The organism is Streptomyces vulcanius (genome assembly GCF_042653945.1).
GTDB lineage: Bacteria > Actinomycetota > Actinomycetes > Streptomycetales > Streptomycetaceae > Streptomyces > Streptomyces mangrovi.
In genome coordinates this window covers 114002-129237 of sequence record NZ_JBHSFK010000029.1, presented here as the reverse complement: position 1 = coordinate 129237, position 15236 = coordinate 114002, and the positions used below count along the sequence as shown (strand labels likewise).

Genomic DNA, 15236 nt, shown 5'->3' with positions numbered 1-15236 from the left:
GACGCCATCGTGGGGCGGCCGACCGACTGAGGGGGGACAATCGTGCCGATCCAGAAGGGCGCCGCCGTCCCCCGTCACACCACAACCGGCGTTCCCGACGCCCGGGTCACCGTCCACCCCGTCACCACGGACGACGGACTCGGCCTCCAACTGACCCGTTTCCGCCGGGCGGAGTGCGACGACGTCGTACTCCTCGTACATGGACTGACCGCGTCCAGCGACCTGTTCATCATGCCCGAGCACCGGAATCTGGCGACCTGCCTCCTCGACAACGGTTTCGCGGACGTATGGACGCTCGACATGCGGATGAGCAACCGCTTCCCGTACAACACGGAACCGCACGCACACACCCTCGACGACATCGCCCTGTACGACTACCCGGCCGCGCTCGCCGAACTGCGCCGGCATGTCGGCGAACGGCGGGTGCACGTCGTGGCGCACTGCCTCGGGTCGATGACCTTCCTCATGAGCCTGTACGCCGGCGCCGTACGGGACGTCACCAGCGTCGTCACCAGCGCGGTCGGCCTGCTGATGCGCGTACCGGCCTGGTCGCGCTGGAAGCTGGCGTACGGCCCCGCGCTCGTCGAGGGCGCGCTCGGGCTGTCCCAGCTCGACCCGCGGAGCGGCGACGCGGCCTGGTTCAGCCGGAGCGGGTTGTTCGCCCGTCTGGTGTCACTGGCGCACCCGGAGTGCGACAACCCGGCCTGCCACATGGTGAGTTTCATGTGGGGCACCGGCTGGCCCGCGCTCTACAGCCACGACAGACTCGACCCCGTCACTCACGACCGCGTCGCGGACCTGCTCGGCCCTGTCGGGCTGGGCTACCACCGGCACATCGGCAGGATCGTACGAGCGGGTCGTGCCGTGAAGTACGACGACGCCGAGCCGCGCCACGCGCGCCTCCCGGACGACTACCTCGCGGCGGCGGCCAAGGGCGGCCCACCGGTGCTGTTCCTGACCGGCGAGCACAACCGCGTCTTCGGGGACTCCGTCGTCCAGGAGCACGAGGAGATGTCGCGGGAGACGGCCGACCCCGACCGCTACGAACTGTTCGTGGCCCCCGGCTACGGCTACGTGGACACGATCATCGGCCGGGACGCGCACCGGGACGTGTTCCCGCACCTCCTGGACTTCCTCCACCGAAGGGCTGTATGAGATGACGGAGTCGCACGCCGAACACGTCGGAACCGTCGTCGTCGGCTCGGGATTCGGCGGCTCCGTGGCCGCGTACCGGCTGGCCGCGGCCGGACAGCAGGTGGTCCTGCTGGAACGCGGACGCGCCTACCCGCCCGGCGGCTTCGCCCGTTCCCCTGCCGAACTCGGCCGTGCGTTCTGGGACCCGCGGGCAGGCCTGCACGGCCTGTTCGACGTGTGGAGCTTCCGCGCCTTCGACTCCGTCGTCGCCAGCGGACTGGGCGGCGGATCACTCATCTACGCGAGCGTGCTGCTGCGCAAGGACGAACGCTGGTTCGTCGACGAACAGCCGCTGCCCGGCGGCGGCTACGAGTCCTGGCCCGTCGGCCGCGCCGAACTCGACCCGCACTACGACGAGGTCGAGCGGATGCTCCGCCCGGTCCCGTACCCGCTCGACCGCCCCGGCTACACGGACACACCCCGGGCGCACGCGATGCGTGAAGCGGCCGAACGGCTGGGCCTGACGGCGGAACGGCCGCCGCTCGCGATCAGCTTCGCCCCAGAACCGGGCGCCGGCCCCGAGCCCGGACTGCCGATGGCCGACACCGACCAGGGCAACCTGCACGGTGTCGGTCGCCGCACCTGCCGGCTGTGCGGTGAGTGCAACCTCGGCTGCAACGACGGTGCCAAGAACAGCCTCGACCACACCTATCTGTCGGCGGCACGGCGGCACGGTGCCGAACTGCGCACCGGGCACGAGGTACGCGCGGTGCGGGCACTCGCGCGAGGCGGATACGCGGTGGACTACGTCAGACACGGAAGACACGAAAGAAACGGACCAAATGGCGAAGGGGGAGGGGAAAGGGGTGATCCGGACGGCCGCGGGGACGGAGGAGGCGCGTCCGGATCACCCCACCCCTACGGATCACCCCGTACCTCCCGAACGCTCCACACCATCAGCTGCGACCGTCTGGTCCTCGCCGCCGGCACCTACAACACGGTCTCGCTGCTGCTGCGTTCCCGCCGGAACCTACCCGGTCTGAGCCCGGCGGTCGGCAGCCGGTTCTCGACGAACGGCGACCACCTCGCGTTCGTGCTCCGGGCCAGGCGGGGCGACGAGCCCCGGCCGATGCGTCCCAGCCGCGGTCCGGTCATCACCAGCTCCATCCGGCTGCCCGACGAACTGGACGGCGTACCGGGCGCGGGGCGCGGAGGGTACATCCAGGACGCGGGATACCCGGGTTTCGTGGAGTGGCTCGTCGAAGGCGCTCACGCACCGCAGGGAGTCTCCCGGGCGGCCCGCTTCCTGGCCGGGAGACTGCTCGACCGGATCTCCCGCGCCCCTGACCCCAGCCTCTCGGGCGCGTTCGCCGAGCTCCTCGGCGACGGCGCGTTCACCGGTACGTCCCTGCCGCTGCTCGCGATGGGCCGCGATGTGCCGGACGGCGAACTGCGCATGCGTGGCGGCCGGTTGGACAGCACCTGGACGGTACGGGGCGGCAGCGCGGCCCAGTTCGAGCGGACGCGCACACTCATGCGGCAGATCGCCGGCGCGCTCGGCGGCGGATACGCCGACCATCCGCTCTGGCACCGGGGCCGCGTCCTCACGGTGCACCCGCTCGGCGGCGCCCCCATCGGCCGGCACCCCGGCACCGGGGTGTGCGATCCGTACGGCGAGGTCTTCGGCCACCCGGGCCTGTACGTCGCAGACGGGGCGGCGATGCCCGGCCCGGTGGGCCCCAACCCGGCCCTCACCATCGCGGCCCTGGCCGACCGTATGTGCACCCGTCTGCTGGAGCACCGGCCCGCCACTCCACGGGCGGCCGCGCACCGCACGTACCCCCGCCGTACCTCTCTCCAGTTCACGGAGGAACTGCGCGGACGCTACGCACCCGGCGCGGACGGGTCCCGGACCGAACCGTTCGCGTTCCGGCTCACCGTCACGGCCGACGACGTGGACGCCTTCCTGGAGGAACCGGACCACGAGGCGCGCGCGGACGGCTGGATCGACAGCCCGTCCTTCGGAGGGCGCCGCCCCGTCCTGCACGGCAGCGTCCGCCTGTTCGCGGACGGCCGCGGCACGATGCGCTACCGGCTCCACTTCACCGACGCCGACGGCCACCCCCGCACCTTCGCCGGCCGCAAGGACCTGGCGCCCGGCGCCCCGGCCCGGCTGTGGACCGACACGACCGGGCTGGCCTTCCGCGTCCTGAACGGACACGGCCACGAACCGGGCGGGACCGACGCCGAAATACTGGGCACGGGGACGGCGAATCTCGGCGCCACCGATCTCGCCCGCCTGCTCACCACGTTCCGCACAACGGGCCCGCACGGCACCGCGGCACTCACTCGCTTCGGCCGTTTCTTCGCCGGCGAACTCTGGAACACCTACGCCCTGCGGCGCCCCTGAGAAGCTCAGGAAATACCGCCCCGTCCTAGCCCCCCGGGGCTTCGGCGTAGTCGCCGGGCATCCGGTTCATGACACACGTCGTCGTTACGCCGTAAGGGCCCGACCTTGAAGTGCTCTCCCGGCTGAAGCCGGGAGATTCCTGCTTACCTTGCGGCAGCGGGTTTGACGCGCTGTACGCGCCTGACGACTGCCCTCCCGGCAGCCGGGATGAGCGCGAGGCCCATCCGGTACAGGTGTAAGACGTTGCGGGCTGCGTTGTGGTCGGCGTTGCCCGACCACAACGCAGCCCGGGTTCCTGCACACGAACACGGCCTGGCTCTCCCGGCTGCCCGGTGTGGTGAAGCCGCACGCCGAGCAGCGTCTGGAGGTACCGGGGGCGGGGACCTTGACCACGGTGCCGCCGAGCCGGGCGGTCTTGTACGTCAGCATGGTGACCGTGCGGCCCCATGCCTCCTGGCTGATGGAGCGGTTCAGCCCAGCCTTCTGGGCAACGTTCTTGCCTGGCTCCTCGACGGTTCCCCTGGCAGACTTGACCCGTCGAAGCCACCAAGCACCTGGGCACCCCCTGATCCTCGACTTCCAGCACACCGCACGGGCCGACCACCTCGTGACATCGCCGCCCGGGCGGTCTCGGCCGCGCGAACCAGGGGCTCTCTTCTTGGCCGGGAGGACGCGGTCGAGCCTGCGGTCGGCCAGCGTCCGGACCAGGCGGGTGACCAGGCCCCGTTCAGCCGGCCCGACACCCCCACGGACACCTACATCCGCGCAGGTCAGAGCCATTCGAACTATCAAGCCCGGCCGCGAGGCCGAACTCACGAGCAGCGGATTCTGCTGCGCGGCTGGCTTCCTGCGCACGTCCGGGTCGGGGTTTCAACCTGGCGCCGGCGCCGCGGGTGATCTTCGCGCCTGTCTTGGGCCGCTCCGCGCCATAGCTCTTGGCGAACGTAGGCCGGGAGCAATCACTCCACCCGGCTTACAACCACAGCTACACCCCTGGTGGTACACCCGCAACCACCCTGGTTGCAGGCGCAGTTCAACCCGCGGTTGGTCGAGAGGGAACAGCCCTTCCAGTTAGCTTTCCCTGTACCCGGACAGCATCGCCCCGAGTGGGCAACTGCACCACCGCTGGGCGACGGTCTCCCCTGTATTCGGGAACTGAAAGGACCTGGAAATGAAGCGACTGCTCATGAGTACGTTCGCCATCCTGACCTTGGCCGGCTCCGGCCTCGGGGTCACGGCGAACAGCGCCTCCGCCGCAGCGTCCGCGATCACCTGCGCGAAGGTGTTCGACGACGGCAACACGGCCGGGATCAAGTGCACCGGCGGCGCCTTCAACGGGTGGGCGAGGTGCAAAAACGGCAAAGACGCGATTGGCGCCACCGCGGCTTCCGGGACGACGTCCTACGCATATTGCACGAGCTACAACTCCTCACTCGCCTACCCGCGTGTTTGGGGCTACGGGTGAGCGTAGATGTGGGCCAACAGTAGGGCAGCCGACCGCGTGCCGGCCCGTGCGGCCGACGCCGCCCGGCGCTGGCGCCCGGCTGCGGTCGCGCTCCTTTGACGCTCCCGGGGGCCTTTGACGGCATGGCAGTTCCCACACCTCAGATGTTGTCCGTGCCCCAGGATGCGGCGCCTCGGGAGGTCAGTCCGGTCTCGTACGCGAAGACCACCGCCTGGGCCCGACTGTTCAGCGTGAGCTTGCTCATGCAGCGGTGGACGTGTGTCTTGATGGTCGCCGTGCTGAGCACGAGCCGCTGGGCGATGTCGGAGTTGGACATGCCCGCCCCGACCAGCCCGAGGACCTCTAACTCCCTGGGCGTCAGCGCGTCCAGCCCGAAGTGCGCCTCGGGCGCGGCCGGGCGGGGGGTGTAGGTCTCGATGAGCCCTTTGATCACCGAGGCGCTGAACAGCATGTCGCCGGCGTGCACGGTGTCGATGGCGGCGAGCAGCCGGTCCGGTGGGGTGTCTTTGAGCAGGAAGCCGCAGGCGCCGACCTTCAGCGCGCCGTAGACGTACTCGTCGAGGTCGAAGGTGGTCAGGACGAGGATCTTGGGGGGCGGGGGCGCAGCCTGGGCAAGGATGCGCTCGGTGGCGGTGATCCCGCTGATGCCCGGCATCCGAATGTCCATCAGGATGACGTCGGGTCTGGTCTGCGTGGCGATCTCGATGGCCTCCTCGCCGTCCTGCGCCTCGCCGATGACCTCGATTCCCGGTGCGGCCCGCAGGAGTGCGACGAGTCCCGAGCGGATGAGGATCTGGTCGTCTGCGACGAGCACTGTGGGCATGCGTGTTTTCCGCCTTCCTCGCGGCTGCCCGGCCGGGCGCCGAGACGCTTGTTCACCTGTCGCGGGACACGGGGACGGTCAGTGCGACTTCGAACCCGCCCTGCGGGCCGGGTCCGGCGGTCACCGTCCCACCGTAGATACCGGCCCGCTCGCGCATGCCGATCAAACCATGGGCAGTGGGCCCCGCGGTGGTGTCGCCCAGAACTGGTTCCTGTCCGTCATCGGCCACCCGGACGCGGACCGCGGCCTCGTCGAAGTGCACCGTGACGCTCGCGTTCGCCGCCGGCGCGTGCTTCATGACGTTGGTGAGAGCTTCCTGGATGACTCGGAAGACGCACAGGTCGACGCCCGGCGGCAGCGCGAACGGGGCACCCGTGATCCGGACGTCGACGGAAACGCCCGCGGCTTCCACGCGCCGGGCCAACTGGTCCAGCCGCCCGAGTCCGGGGGTCGCGGTGGGGTCGCCCGCCCCCTCCTGGGCGCGCGACGTCCCTTCCCTGAGCACGACCAGCATGCGGCGCATTTCCGCCATGGCCTCGTGGGCGCTGCCCGCGATGGTCTCCAGCGCCGTGCGGGCGGTCTTCGGATCGGAGGTGAAGACGTATCCGGCCAGGCCGGTCTGCACGGAGATCGCAGACACGTGGTGGGCGACCACGTCGTGCAGTTCACGGGCTATGCTCATGCGCTCGGCCATGACGGCCTGCTGCGCCTTCTCCTCCTGCTCCAGGCGCAGTTGCTCGCTGAGCACCGCGAGCCGCTCGCCGCGTTCCGCGAGCCGGCGGGACCGGTCGCCGGTCACCCACAGGACGGCTACCGTCACGGTCACGAAGACCACACTGAGCGGGCCGATGCCGGGCTCGGCGAGCCGCGTGCCCCACAGCAGCACGAGCAGCGACCCTGCGGCGCACTTCGCAGCGACCCTGCGCGGACACTGCGCCGCGACGGTGTAGAACGCCAGGCCCAGTCCACAGACGACGACCACGTGGTAGTAGGCCAGGGTCATATAGCACAGCGTGCAGGCCGCCGTGCCGATGAACACGGTCAGGGGAGCCCTGCGGCGCACGGCCAGCGGAAGATAGACCAGGACGATCAGCACGTAGGCCCATACATCGGTCTGCCGCCAGTAGCCCTGCGAGTTCGGCCAGTTGCGCAGCATGGTGCCCATGATGCCGAGCGACACCACCGCGTAGACGATGTCTGCCACCTGTGGGAAGGCCTGGCGAACCGTCCCGCCCCACGTGCGCTGCGCGAACATCGTCCGAGCGTAGGCCGCGAGCGACCACTCCACCCCGCATTCGACCACAGCTACACCCCAGGTTGTACACCGGCACGGTCCGAGCGGGCTCCCGGCATTCGCTGGGCGACGGGGCCAACTGGGTGGCTCTCCTGGAGCTGCCGGCTGTCAAGCTGCGAAGGCTGATGTGCCCGCTTCCCTGGCCGGAGGTCAGCTTGGACGACTCGTGGTTCCGGATCTCCGCGCAGATCAACGAGCACTGTGGGCAGGCGCGGTGTCGCCTTCCTCGCGGCTGCCCGGCCGGGAGCCGAGGCGCTTGTTCACCTGTCGCGGGACACGGGGACGGTCAGTGCGACTTCGAACCCGCCCTGCGGGCCGGGTCCGGCGGTCACCGTCCCGCCGTAGATACCGGCCCGCTCGCGCATGCCGATCAAACCATGGCCGGCGGGCCCCGCGGTGGTGCCGACGGGAATTGCCTCCTGTCCGTCGTCGGTCACCCGGACGCGGACCGCGGCCTCGTCGTAGTGCACCGTGACGCTCGCGTTCGCCGCCGGCGCGTGCTTCATGACGTTGGTGAGAGCTTCCTGGATGACCCGGTAGACGCAGAGGTCGGCGCCCGGCGGCAGCGCGAACGGGGCGCCCGTGATCCGGACGTCGACGGAAACGCCCGCGGCTTCGACGCGCCGGGCCAACTGGTCCAGCCGCCCGAGTCCGGGGGTCGCGCTGTGGTCGCCCGCTCCTTCCTCCTCCTGGGCGCGCTCGGTCCCTTCCCTGAGCACGACCAGCATGCGGCGCATTTCCGCCATGGCCTCGTGGGCGCTGCCCGCGATGGTCTCCAGCGCCGTGCGGGCGGTCTTCGGATCGGAGGTGAAGACGTATCCGGCCAGGCCGGTCTGCACGGAGATCACGGACACGTGGTGGGCGATCACGTCGTGCAGTTCACGGGCTATCTTCATGCGCTCGGCCATGACGGCCCGCTGCGCCTTCTCCTCCTGCTCCAGGCGCAGTTGCTCGGTGAGCACCGCGAGCCGCTCGCCTCGTTCCGCGAGCCGGCGGGCCCGGTCGCCGGTCACCCAGGCGACGGCGACCATCACGATCACGAAGGCCACACTGAACGGGCCGCTCCCGGGCTCGGCGAGCCGCGCGCCCCACAGCAGCACGAGCAGCGATGCGGCGGCGCACTTCGCAGCGACCCTGCGCGGGCACTGCGCCGCGACGGTGTAGAGCGCCAGGCCCAGTCCGCTGACGACGACCACGTGATAGTAGGCCAGGGTGAAGTAACACAGCACGCAGGCCACCGTGCCGATGAACACGGTCAGGGGAGCCCGGCGGCGCACGGCCAGCGGAAGGTAGACCAGGGCGATCAGTACGTAGGCCCATACATCGGTCTGCCGCCAGTAGCCGTGCGGGTCGGGCAGGTTGCGCAGGGCGGTGCTCGAGATCCAGACCGACACCACCGCGTAGACGATGTCCGCCACCTGTGCGAAGGACTGGCGAACCGCCCCGCTCCACATGCGCTGCGCGAACATCGTCCGAGCGTAGGGCCCGAGCGACCGCTCCACCCCGCTTTCCACCCCAGCTACACCCCAGGTTGTACACCGCCAACCACTCTGGTTGCAGGCGCAGTTCAACCCATGGTTGGGCGAGGGGGAACAGCCCTTCCGACTAGCTTTCCTACACCCGGGCAACATCGCCTCGGGCAGGCCCTGCTTTGGATGGGATCAAAACCATGAACCGTGTGCGCAGTCTCGCCACCGCTGCCATTATCACCGGCACCTTGCTGGGCGGTGGCATATCGACGGCGACCTCGGCGGCCGCGGCCGCACAGTCGATCGACTACATCGCCGGCAAGGACACCTACGCAGGGAGCTGCAAGGGTTGGTTGAACCGTGACTCCAGCAACGGCTACGTACAAGCTCTCGGCCAGTCATGGAACAACAACCAGTGTGTTGTGTACCTGGAGCGCATGCGCCTCGGCTCTGGCGGCTACGGCTGGACGCCGGTATCGAGCAGCTACTTCCTACTGAACTCCACGGCTGCGACCGGCTTCCACTGGAACGGCACAGACGCCGCCTCGCACGTCTGCATCGACAACGCAACGACCGGACAAAAGCACATCTGCGGGGACGCAGCTTGGTAAGCCGGTAGGCATTGTGGACTGAACCCGTTCTGGGTTCGGCAGAGAATCTGCCGAACCCAGAACGGTTCAACGCCTCGGCATGCAGCCCCTCGTTGCCCCGGGAGGCGGAGCCTGGTGGCCGCCATCGCTCAAGCGGGATGACGAGTACGACGCAGTAGGGCCATCTCCGCGTGCAAGGGGAGGTTCCCGTCGTCACGACCAAGATCGTGCAAGGGCAACGAACCCAGCAGCGCGACGACGCGAACTGCTGCCACTGGAACGGCCCGAGCCGGCCGTACCAGACGAGCCGGATCCTGACCGGCATGGCGAACCTGCTCCAGGACTACCCGGCGCAGAGCTACGTCACCAAGCAGTTCGCCGACCTCCAGCACAAGGACGGCAAGCCCTACATCGCCGAAGCCGCCAACGGCGACACCGGCGAGTGGACTTGGACGGCTTCAACTTCAGCGAGAACTACAACCACTCCAGCTTCAACGACCTGGTACTCACGGGCCTGTTGGGACCATCCAGGGCCTCCGGTTCGGCCGACAGCAGCATCCCCAGGCCGGGCAGGTGATACAGCGCATACCGCCCGGGTCCGAAGAACGTCTGCGCCACCGTCGAGGCCACGGTGAAGGTCATCCCGCCCGCCGACAGCTGCCACCATGTCCCGGCCCCGCGTACCGATATCGCGTCCACCGCGCACCGAACAGGATCCGACGTGCGCAGCGCGCGCCACAGAACGACGAGCCGGCTCTCGGCCACCTCAGCCCACAGGATGACTGCGATCGGTCCGGCGAAACAGGCGCCGAACGCCAGGCAGAACAGCAGGCCGACCAGGTCACGGAACCCAGGACCGGTCGGCCCGGAGACGACCAGCTCCACGATGGCCGCCACGCTGGGCCACAGGAAGATGCCGATCCCGACGACCGCGCCCAGGCCCCAGCAGACTGCGTGGAGGCAGAACCTGCGGATGAGCGGCCGACGCTGCCGGGCTGTCAGCCGTCCCGCCCGGTTCGCGTCCAGGTCCCGCTGCGTCAGGCCCATCGCGTCCGCCGGCAGCGGCCCTCGCCCGGCGGCCTCTGCCGACGCGAAGTCCGTGGGTGCCTCGGCCTCCTGCCGGTCCAGCGGCATGGCGGAGAGCAGCAGCGGGCCAGGGCCGGCCTTGGCCGACTCCAGCCAGTACAGCCGGTAGGCACCCAGCGGCGGCAGCGCCGGAGCCCCCTCCGGCACGGACAGGCGGCTGGCGCCGACCAGTGCCTCAGGTTCGCCGCCCGGTCGAGCGACGACTTCACCGACCGCGCTGGACATCCGACAGACGACCAGGCCGGCGATCCGGCGGCGTCGACGCCGCCGGGAGCGCCAACGCGAGAACGAACGGGACTGTCAAACCCCCGAACAGGGCCATCCCCGGGGCGGCCGCAGCCAGGCCGTCCGGGTTGCCCCCGGGGCCGTCCCCCGCGGCGATGGCGGCCACCCCCATCAGCCCCACCATGGCCAGCCACACCGCGAACAGCGCGTACGCGCCATAGGGCGGCCGGATCCCTCGGCCCGCGACCACCGCATACTGCGCCGGGGTCACCCGGCCGGCGGCGTTGGCCGCCACCGCGTCCTCATCCGTCCACCAGGACTCCGTTGTCGGTAGGCCCCCGAGTTCGGCACCTCGTCGCCACATCCCACGCCCCCGTCGCCGTCGTCCGGTCTCATTCCCTTGAGGATGCCCCGCCCCCGCAATGTCCACTGCGGGGAGGGCCCGGCCGCATACGGGGATTCCCATGACAGACACCGACCCATCGCAAGGTCCACGGCAGGGACGCGGACGCCGGGAGCCGGGTCCGCACGGCCGGTTCGGGCACGTACCCGAAGGTGACGCTGAACCTGCCGGCCAGGCATTACCACTTCTTTACCAGCGCGACGACGCCGTCGACAGCTCCGGCCGCGTCCTCGACTACGACACGGGGACACGGATCCCGTCCCGGCCACACGTACACGGGCTGCAAGTACGTCATCCGGCGCAACCGGCTGGACGGTCTCGATCCGGCGATCCGAGCAGAGCCCGCCTCGGGCGAGGCACGGACACGGGGGTGCCATGAGAAACGTACGCAGGCTGCCGCTGCTGGTGGCGGTCGTGGTGGGGCTGGCGCTGCTCGCGGCCGTCGGCGTGGTGGTGAGCGTGTCCGTCGGTGGTTCGGACGGCGACTGCGCGGTACGGCTGGAGGTGAACTCCTCGACGGAGAAGGGCGATCTGCTCGCCGAACTGGCCAAGGAGTACAACGACTCCGGGCGTGAGCTCGTGGGCGGGCAGTGCGCCCGGGTGACGGTGTCGGAGACGAGTTCCGGCATCGCCAAGGACGCCCTGGCCCAGGGGTGGGACGAGCGGCGCGACGGCGCGCCCGAACCGCAGGTGTGGACGCCGTCCTCCTCGCTGTGGCTGACACTGCTCCAGCGCGACGCGACCGCCGCCGACCGCAAGCTGCTCACCGACGAGAAGCCGCAGTCGCTCGCCACCAGCCCGCTGGCGATCGCCATGCCCAGGCCCATGGCGGAGGCACTCGGCTGGCCGAAGAAACGGATCGGCTGGAGGGACGTGCTGTCGCTGACGCAGAAGGGCTGGGCCTCGGTCGGCCGGCCCGAGTGGGGCCGTTTCAGCCTGGGCAAGGACAACCCGCACACCTCCACCTCGGGCCTGGCCGCGACCGTGGCAACCTTCTACGCCGCCACGGGCCGCTCCAGCGACCTGACCCTGGACGAAGTCAAGGACGCAAAGACCCGGCGGTTTGTGGCGGGGGTCGAGGCAGGCGTCCTGCACTACGCCTCCGATGCGACCGCGTACATGGCCAACCTCGCCGAGGCGGACGCTGACGGGCAGGCCCTGTCGTACACCAGTGCCATCGCCGTACAGGAGCAGTTGATCTACCTGTACAACCAGGGCAGCCCCACGGGTGAGACCGACCGGATCGGCAAGGGGAAGAAGCCGAAGGTGCCTCTGGTGGCCGTGCACCCGGCCGACGGCACGCTGATGTTCGACCACCCTTACGTCGTGCTGCCCACGGCCTCCAAGCAACAGCGGGCCGCTGCCGCCGACTTCCGCGACTTCCTGCTGCAAGACGCCCAGCAGCACCGCTTTCAGCAGACCGGATTCCGCGACCACGAGGGCAACGCCGGCAGCGAACTCGCCCGCTCGGTCAGCCTGTCCGAGCAGAGCAAGCGGAACCTGTCACTGATCGACCCGCCCGCGCCCCAGGTGCTGGCGGCGGTCCTGGACAGCTGGGACGAACTGCGCAAGAAGGCCCGGGTACTGCTCGTCATGGACGTCTCCGGGTCGATGAACCACGCCGCGGGCGGCGGACAGAGCCGACTGGAGGCGGCCAAGAAGGCCGCCGCCGCCACGCTCGGCCTCTACCACCCCGACGACGAGGTCGGCCTGTGGGCGTTCTCCTCCGAGACCGGCGACGGCACCAAGCCGTACCAGCAGATCCTGTCGCCGGGCCCCATGCGCGACAACGAACAACGGCTCACCGATGCCATCAACGGGCTGCACGCCGAGGGCGGCACCGCCCTCTACGCCACCGTGCGCGCCGCCCAGCAGGCGATGCTGGCCGACCTGGACAGCAACCGCATCAACGCCGTCGTCGTACTGACCGACGGCAGGAACGAGTATCCGCCCGACAACGACCTCGACGGACTTCTGGGGGACCTCGACGCCGGCCGACTGGAGCGGTCCGTACGCGTCTTCACCGTTGCCTTCAGCGACCAGGCCGACTTCGGCACACTCACGAAGATCGCCACCGCTACCAAGGCCACCTCCTACGACGCCCGCGACCCGGCGGTCATCGACAAGGTGATGGTCTCCGTCATCAGCAACTTCTGACCCGCCGGCACCGGAAGACGGGTTCGGACCCCATGGGCAGTGCAGACAGAGAGGACACGATGGGCAGCCGTCTCCTTCCCACCGCCGCGGCCGCGCTGTTCGCCGTCGCGGGCAGCGTCACGGCCCTCATCGCCGGCGCCCCGACCGCTATCGCCCTGCCCGTCGGCGCGGGTGTCGGCGGCCTCGTGTGGGCGGCGTACGCCATCACCCACCGCCTCACCCGCCCCGCACCATCGGCATCCGCGAGGCCCGCGACCGGCCGGACGGACAGCCAGGACGCGGACGGGCCGACGGACGCACTCCCTGAACCGCCCGCCGACGCCGCCCGATGGCTGACCCGCGCGGCAGCGGCCGCCGACAGGCTGGAGCACCAGTGCCGACATAGCCCCAGCGCCTCGCTCTGGCCCGCGCTGGCAACGGCCGCGACATCCGTACGGGCCGCAGCCGACCGGCTGACGGCAGCAGCCCACGCGGTCCGCGTCATCGACACCAGCGGCGCACCCGCCGACCACCGCGTCCTGTACGGCGAGCAGGAGCGCCTGGAGGAAGAGGCCCTGGCCCTGCCCGACGGCCCGCTGCGGCGGGCCAAACAGGACGCCGCCCTCGCCACGGGCGAACGCGCCGCGACCCTGAAGCGCCTGACCGAACTGCGCCAACTCCTGATCACCACCATGGAGGCCACCGCCCTGCGCCTGGAAGCCGCAGCGGAGCGCGGCGCCATGCTGCTGTCCCTCCAGGCCGCGACAGACGCCTCCACCGTCCCGCCGGATCTCACCGCCCTCGACCACGAGCTCGATGCCGTACAGGCCGGACTGGACACACTCGACGAGATCACCCGCTCACTGCACGGCACAGCCGGCGAACGACCGGGGTGAGGAGGCGGCGCATGGTCGGAAGAAGACGCATCGTGGCCGCGGTGCTTTTGAGCTGATCGTCGCAGGTCAGCGGCGTGGTACCGAGGGCAGAGATGGGCCGAGCACTGCGGGCAGATGCCGAGACAGTCGCGAGAAATGCGCCGATCAGCGGCCCCGCGAGCCTCGCGACCCGCGACGCGCAGATGACCGCGTGGTCGTGGTTGGCCCCTTGGGCCCTCCACGACCTACGGAGTGCCGCCGCGTGTGCGTGGAACGCCGTGTCGGGATCGGTGGCATCGCCCCCGAGGGCGTCGACGATCGCCTGCTGAAGGGCGTAGTGGTTATCCAGGTGCTTGGCCCGCAAGGCCGGCGTCGAGATCATGAGCCGCAGGCGGGCGAGCAGGAACTGCTCGCCCGCCGTCAGGTCGTCTCCGTGTGTGCAACGGCGACGGTCGACGAGATCGAACGTACCGGTGGAACCGCGCTCGCCGTCGGGGCGGAGCTGGGCGTGGATAACGACGTCGACACGCTCTTCACGGGAGTCGAGGCCGGCCTGGCTGGGCGGCCACTCGACATCCTGGTCAACAACGCGGCGGCTGCGCCCGCCGGCCCGCTCGGAGCCACGACGAGGAAGGAGTTCGACCACCTCTTCGCGGTGAACGTGCGAGCGCCGTACTTCATCATCCAGCGAGCATTGCCGTTGCTCCGTGACGGCGGCCGCATCGTCACGATCTCGTCCGTGGCGACCCGGATGGCCAACCCCGCCCAGACGTCCTTCGCCATGACGAAGGGTGCGGTCGAGACGATGACCATGACCTTGGCGAACGAGCTCGGGGTCCGGGGCATCACGGTGAACGCGGTTGCTCCCGGCGCCACTCGGACGGCGACCAACGGATCATTCTTCGAAGCGCCGGGCCTGGTCGAACTCATCGCTGCAACGACGGCGCTCGATCGGCTGGGCGGGCCCGACGATGTCGCCGACGTGGTCGCGTTCCTCGCCTCCGACGCGGCGCGCTGGATCACCGGGCAGGTCATCGACGCAAGCGGTGGACTGTTCCTCGGACCGCGCGCCGGATAGCAAGGGACGGCCCGGCCTGGCCAATTGCGACGACCGCAGAGACCCTGGGCCGGTAGCGCAAGGACTGCAGGACCGTTCCGCCAGGGGGATCTCTTCGCCATGCGAGTGGAGACACTTGAGGACGTCCTCATGCCGGGCCTGCCTGGACTTCGAGGTGCGGCAACTCACAACCGTCGGCGGCCACTTGCCGCCCGACGCGGCTGCGTGTGACCCGCCAGGCAGGTGTCCGCAATGCACGCATCCTGCCA

12 protein-coding genes and 2 pseudogenes are annotated in these 15236 nt (G+C 70.1%); 8 read left to right on the top strand and 6 right to left on the bottom strand.

All coding sequences use genetic code 11. From position 1 onward, the window contains the following. Window positions 1-42 precede the first annotated feature (42 nt). Both ACFPIH_RS36385 and ACFPIH_RS36380 read left to right on the top strand, forming a co-directional pair. Window positions 43-1155 (top strand): alpha/beta fold hydrolase, encoded by a 1113-nt coding sequence (locus ACFPIH_RS36385; RefSeq protein ID WP_381181023.1) that lies wholly within the window; start codon window positions 43-45, stop codon window positions 1153-1155. 1 nt (window position 1156) lies between these two features. Further along, window positions 1157-3544, top strand: coding sequence for a GMC oxidoreductase (locus ACFPIH_RS36380; RefSeq protein WP_381181025.1), 2388 nt, complete (start codon window positions 1157-1159; stop codon window positions 3542-3544). A gap of 143 nt (window positions 3545-3687) precedes the next feature. Here ACFPIH_RS36380 and ACFPIH_RS36375 read toward each other — a convergent pair. Next, a pseudogene (locus ACFPIH_RS36375) lies at window positions 3688-4078 on the bottom strand (zinc ribbon domain-containing protein); the annotation flags it as partial. A 637-nt stretch (window positions 4079-4715) separates the two neighbouring features. Here ACFPIH_RS36375 and ACFPIH_RS36370 point away from each other — a divergent pair. Continuing rightward, window positions 4716-5009, top strand: a complete 294-nt coding sequence (locus ACFPIH_RS36370; protein ID WP_381181027.1) for a hypothetical protein — start codon at window positions 4716-4718, stop codon at window positions 5007-5009. Window positions 5010-5148: 139 nt separating this feature from the next. On the opposite strand, the gene ACFPIH_RS36365 is transcribed toward ACFPIH_RS36370, so the two are convergent. From ACFPIH_RS36365 to ACFPIH_RS36355, 3 genes are all read right to left on the bottom strand, one after another. Then, the gene (locus tag ACFPIH_RS36365; RefSeq protein ID WP_381181028.1) at window positions 5149-5832 is read right to left on the bottom strand and encodes a response regulator; all 684 of its coding nucleotides are present in this window, start codon (window positions 5830-5832) and stop codon (window positions 5149-5151) included. Window positions 5833-5884: 52 nt separating this feature from the next. Continuing rightward, complete coding sequence (locus ACFPIH_RS36360; RefSeq protein WP_381181030.1) at window positions 5885-7087, bottom strand: sensor histidine kinase; 1203 nt, start codon at window positions 7085-7087, stop codon at window positions 5885-5887. Window positions 7088-7386: 299 nt separating this feature from the next. Beyond that, entirely contained in the window at window positions 7387-8595 is a 1209-nt protein-coding gene (locus ACFPIH_RS36355) for a sensor histidine kinase (protein WP_381181032.1), read from the bottom strand. Between the two features lie 200 nt (window positions 8596-8795). Here ACFPIH_RS36355 and ACFPIH_RS36350 point away from each other — a divergent pair, with 200 nt between their 5' ends. Together ACFPIH_RS36350 and ACFPIH_RS36345 are read left to right on the top strand one after the other, a co-directional pair. Continuing rightward, window positions 8796-9206 (top strand): hypothetical protein, encoded by a 411-nt coding sequence (locus ACFPIH_RS36350; protein ID WP_381181034.1) that lies wholly within the window; start codon window positions 8796-8798, stop codon window positions 9204-9206. A 170-nt stretch (window positions 9207-9376) separates the two neighbouring features. Further along, a pseudogene (locus ACFPIH_RS36345) lies at window positions 9377-9574 on the top strand (hypothetical protein); the annotation flags it as partial. An 85-nt stretch (window positions 9575-9659) separates the two neighbouring features. Here ACFPIH_RS36345 and ACFPIH_RS36340 read toward each other — a convergent pair. Together ACFPIH_RS36340 and ACFPIH_RS36335 are read right to left on the bottom strand one after the other, a co-directional pair. Then, window positions 9660-10496, bottom strand: coding sequence for a hypothetical protein (locus tag ACFPIH_RS36340; protein ID WP_381181035.1), 837 nt, complete (start codon window positions 10494-10496; stop codon window positions 9660-9662). Then, the gene (locus tag ACFPIH_RS36335; protein ID WP_381181037.1) at window positions 10477-10791 is read right to left on the bottom strand and encodes a hypothetical protein; all 315 of its coding nucleotides are present in this window, start codon (window positions 10789-10791) and stop codon (window positions 10477-10479) included. Before ACFPIH_RS36335 ends, ACFPIH_RS36340 begins: the two co-directional genes overlap by 20 nt. Before the next feature lie 483 nt (window positions 10792-11274). On the opposite strand from ACFPIH_RS36335, the gene ACFPIH_RS36330 reads away from it, so the two are divergent. From ACFPIH_RS36330 to ACFPIH_RS36320, 3 genes are all read left to right on the top strand, one after another. Then, on the top strand, window positions 11275-13056 hold the full coding sequence (locus ACFPIH_RS36330) for a substrate-binding and vWA domain-containing protein (protein WP_381181039.1): 1782 nt from the start codon (window positions 11275-11277) through the stop codon (window positions 13054-13056). A gap of 59 nt (window positions 13057-13115) precedes the next feature. Next, on the top strand, window positions 13116-13931 hold the full coding sequence (locus ACFPIH_RS36325) for a hypothetical protein (protein WP_381181041.1): 816 nt from the start codon (window positions 13116-13118) through the stop codon (window positions 13929-13931). 385 nt (window positions 13932-14316) lie between these two features. Further along, window positions 14317-14988, top strand: a complete 672-nt coding sequence (locus ACFPIH_RS36320) for an SDR family oxidoreductase (protein ID WP_381181220.1) — start codon at window positions 14317-14319, stop codon at window positions 14986-14988. The last annotated feature ends 248 nt before the right edge of the window (window positions 14989-15236 follow it).

What these genes read in the sequence shown, in the direction of transcription:
- ACFPIH_RS36370 (WP_381181027.1), top strand. Translation starts at nt 4,716, where the DNA reads ATGAAGCGACTGCTCATGAGTACGTTCGCCATCCTGACCTTGGCCGGC.
- ACFPIH_RS36360 (WP_381181030.1), bottom strand. Translation starts at nt 7,087, where the DNA reads ATGTTCGCGCAGCGCACGTGGGGCGGGACGGTTCGCCAGGCCTTCCCA.
- ACFPIH_RS36325 (WP_381181041.1), top strand. Translation starts at nt 13,116, where the DNA reads ATGGGCAGCCGTCTCCTTCCCACCGCCGCGGCCGCGCTGTTCGCCGTC.
- ACFPIH_RS36340 (WP_381181035.1), bottom strand. Translation starts at nt 10,496, where the DNA reads ATGTCCAGCGCGGTCGGTGAAGTCGTCGCTCGACCGGGCGGCGAACCT.
- ACFPIH_RS36380 (WP_381181025.1), top strand. Translation starts at nt 1,157, where the DNA reads ATGACGGAGTCGCACGCCGAACACGTCGGAACCGTCGTCGTCGGCTCG.
- ACFPIH_RS36355 (WP_381181032.1), bottom strand. Translation starts at nt 8,595, where the DNA reads ATGTTCGCGCAGCGCATGTGGAGCGGGGCGGTTCGCCAGTCCTTCGCA.
- ACFPIH_RS36330 (WP_381181039.1), top strand. Translation starts at nt 11,275, where the DNA reads ATGAGAAACGTACGCAGGCTGCCGCTGCTGGTGGCGGTCGTGGTGGGG.
- ACFPIH_RS36350 (WP_381181034.1), top strand. Translation starts at nt 8,796, where the DNA reads ATGAACCGTGTGCGCAGTCTCGCCACCGCTGCCATTATCACCGGCACC.
- ACFPIH_RS36365 (WP_381181028.1), bottom strand. Translation starts at nt 5,832, where the DNA reads ATGCCCACAGTGCTCGTCGCAGACGACCAGATCCTCATCCGCTCGGGA.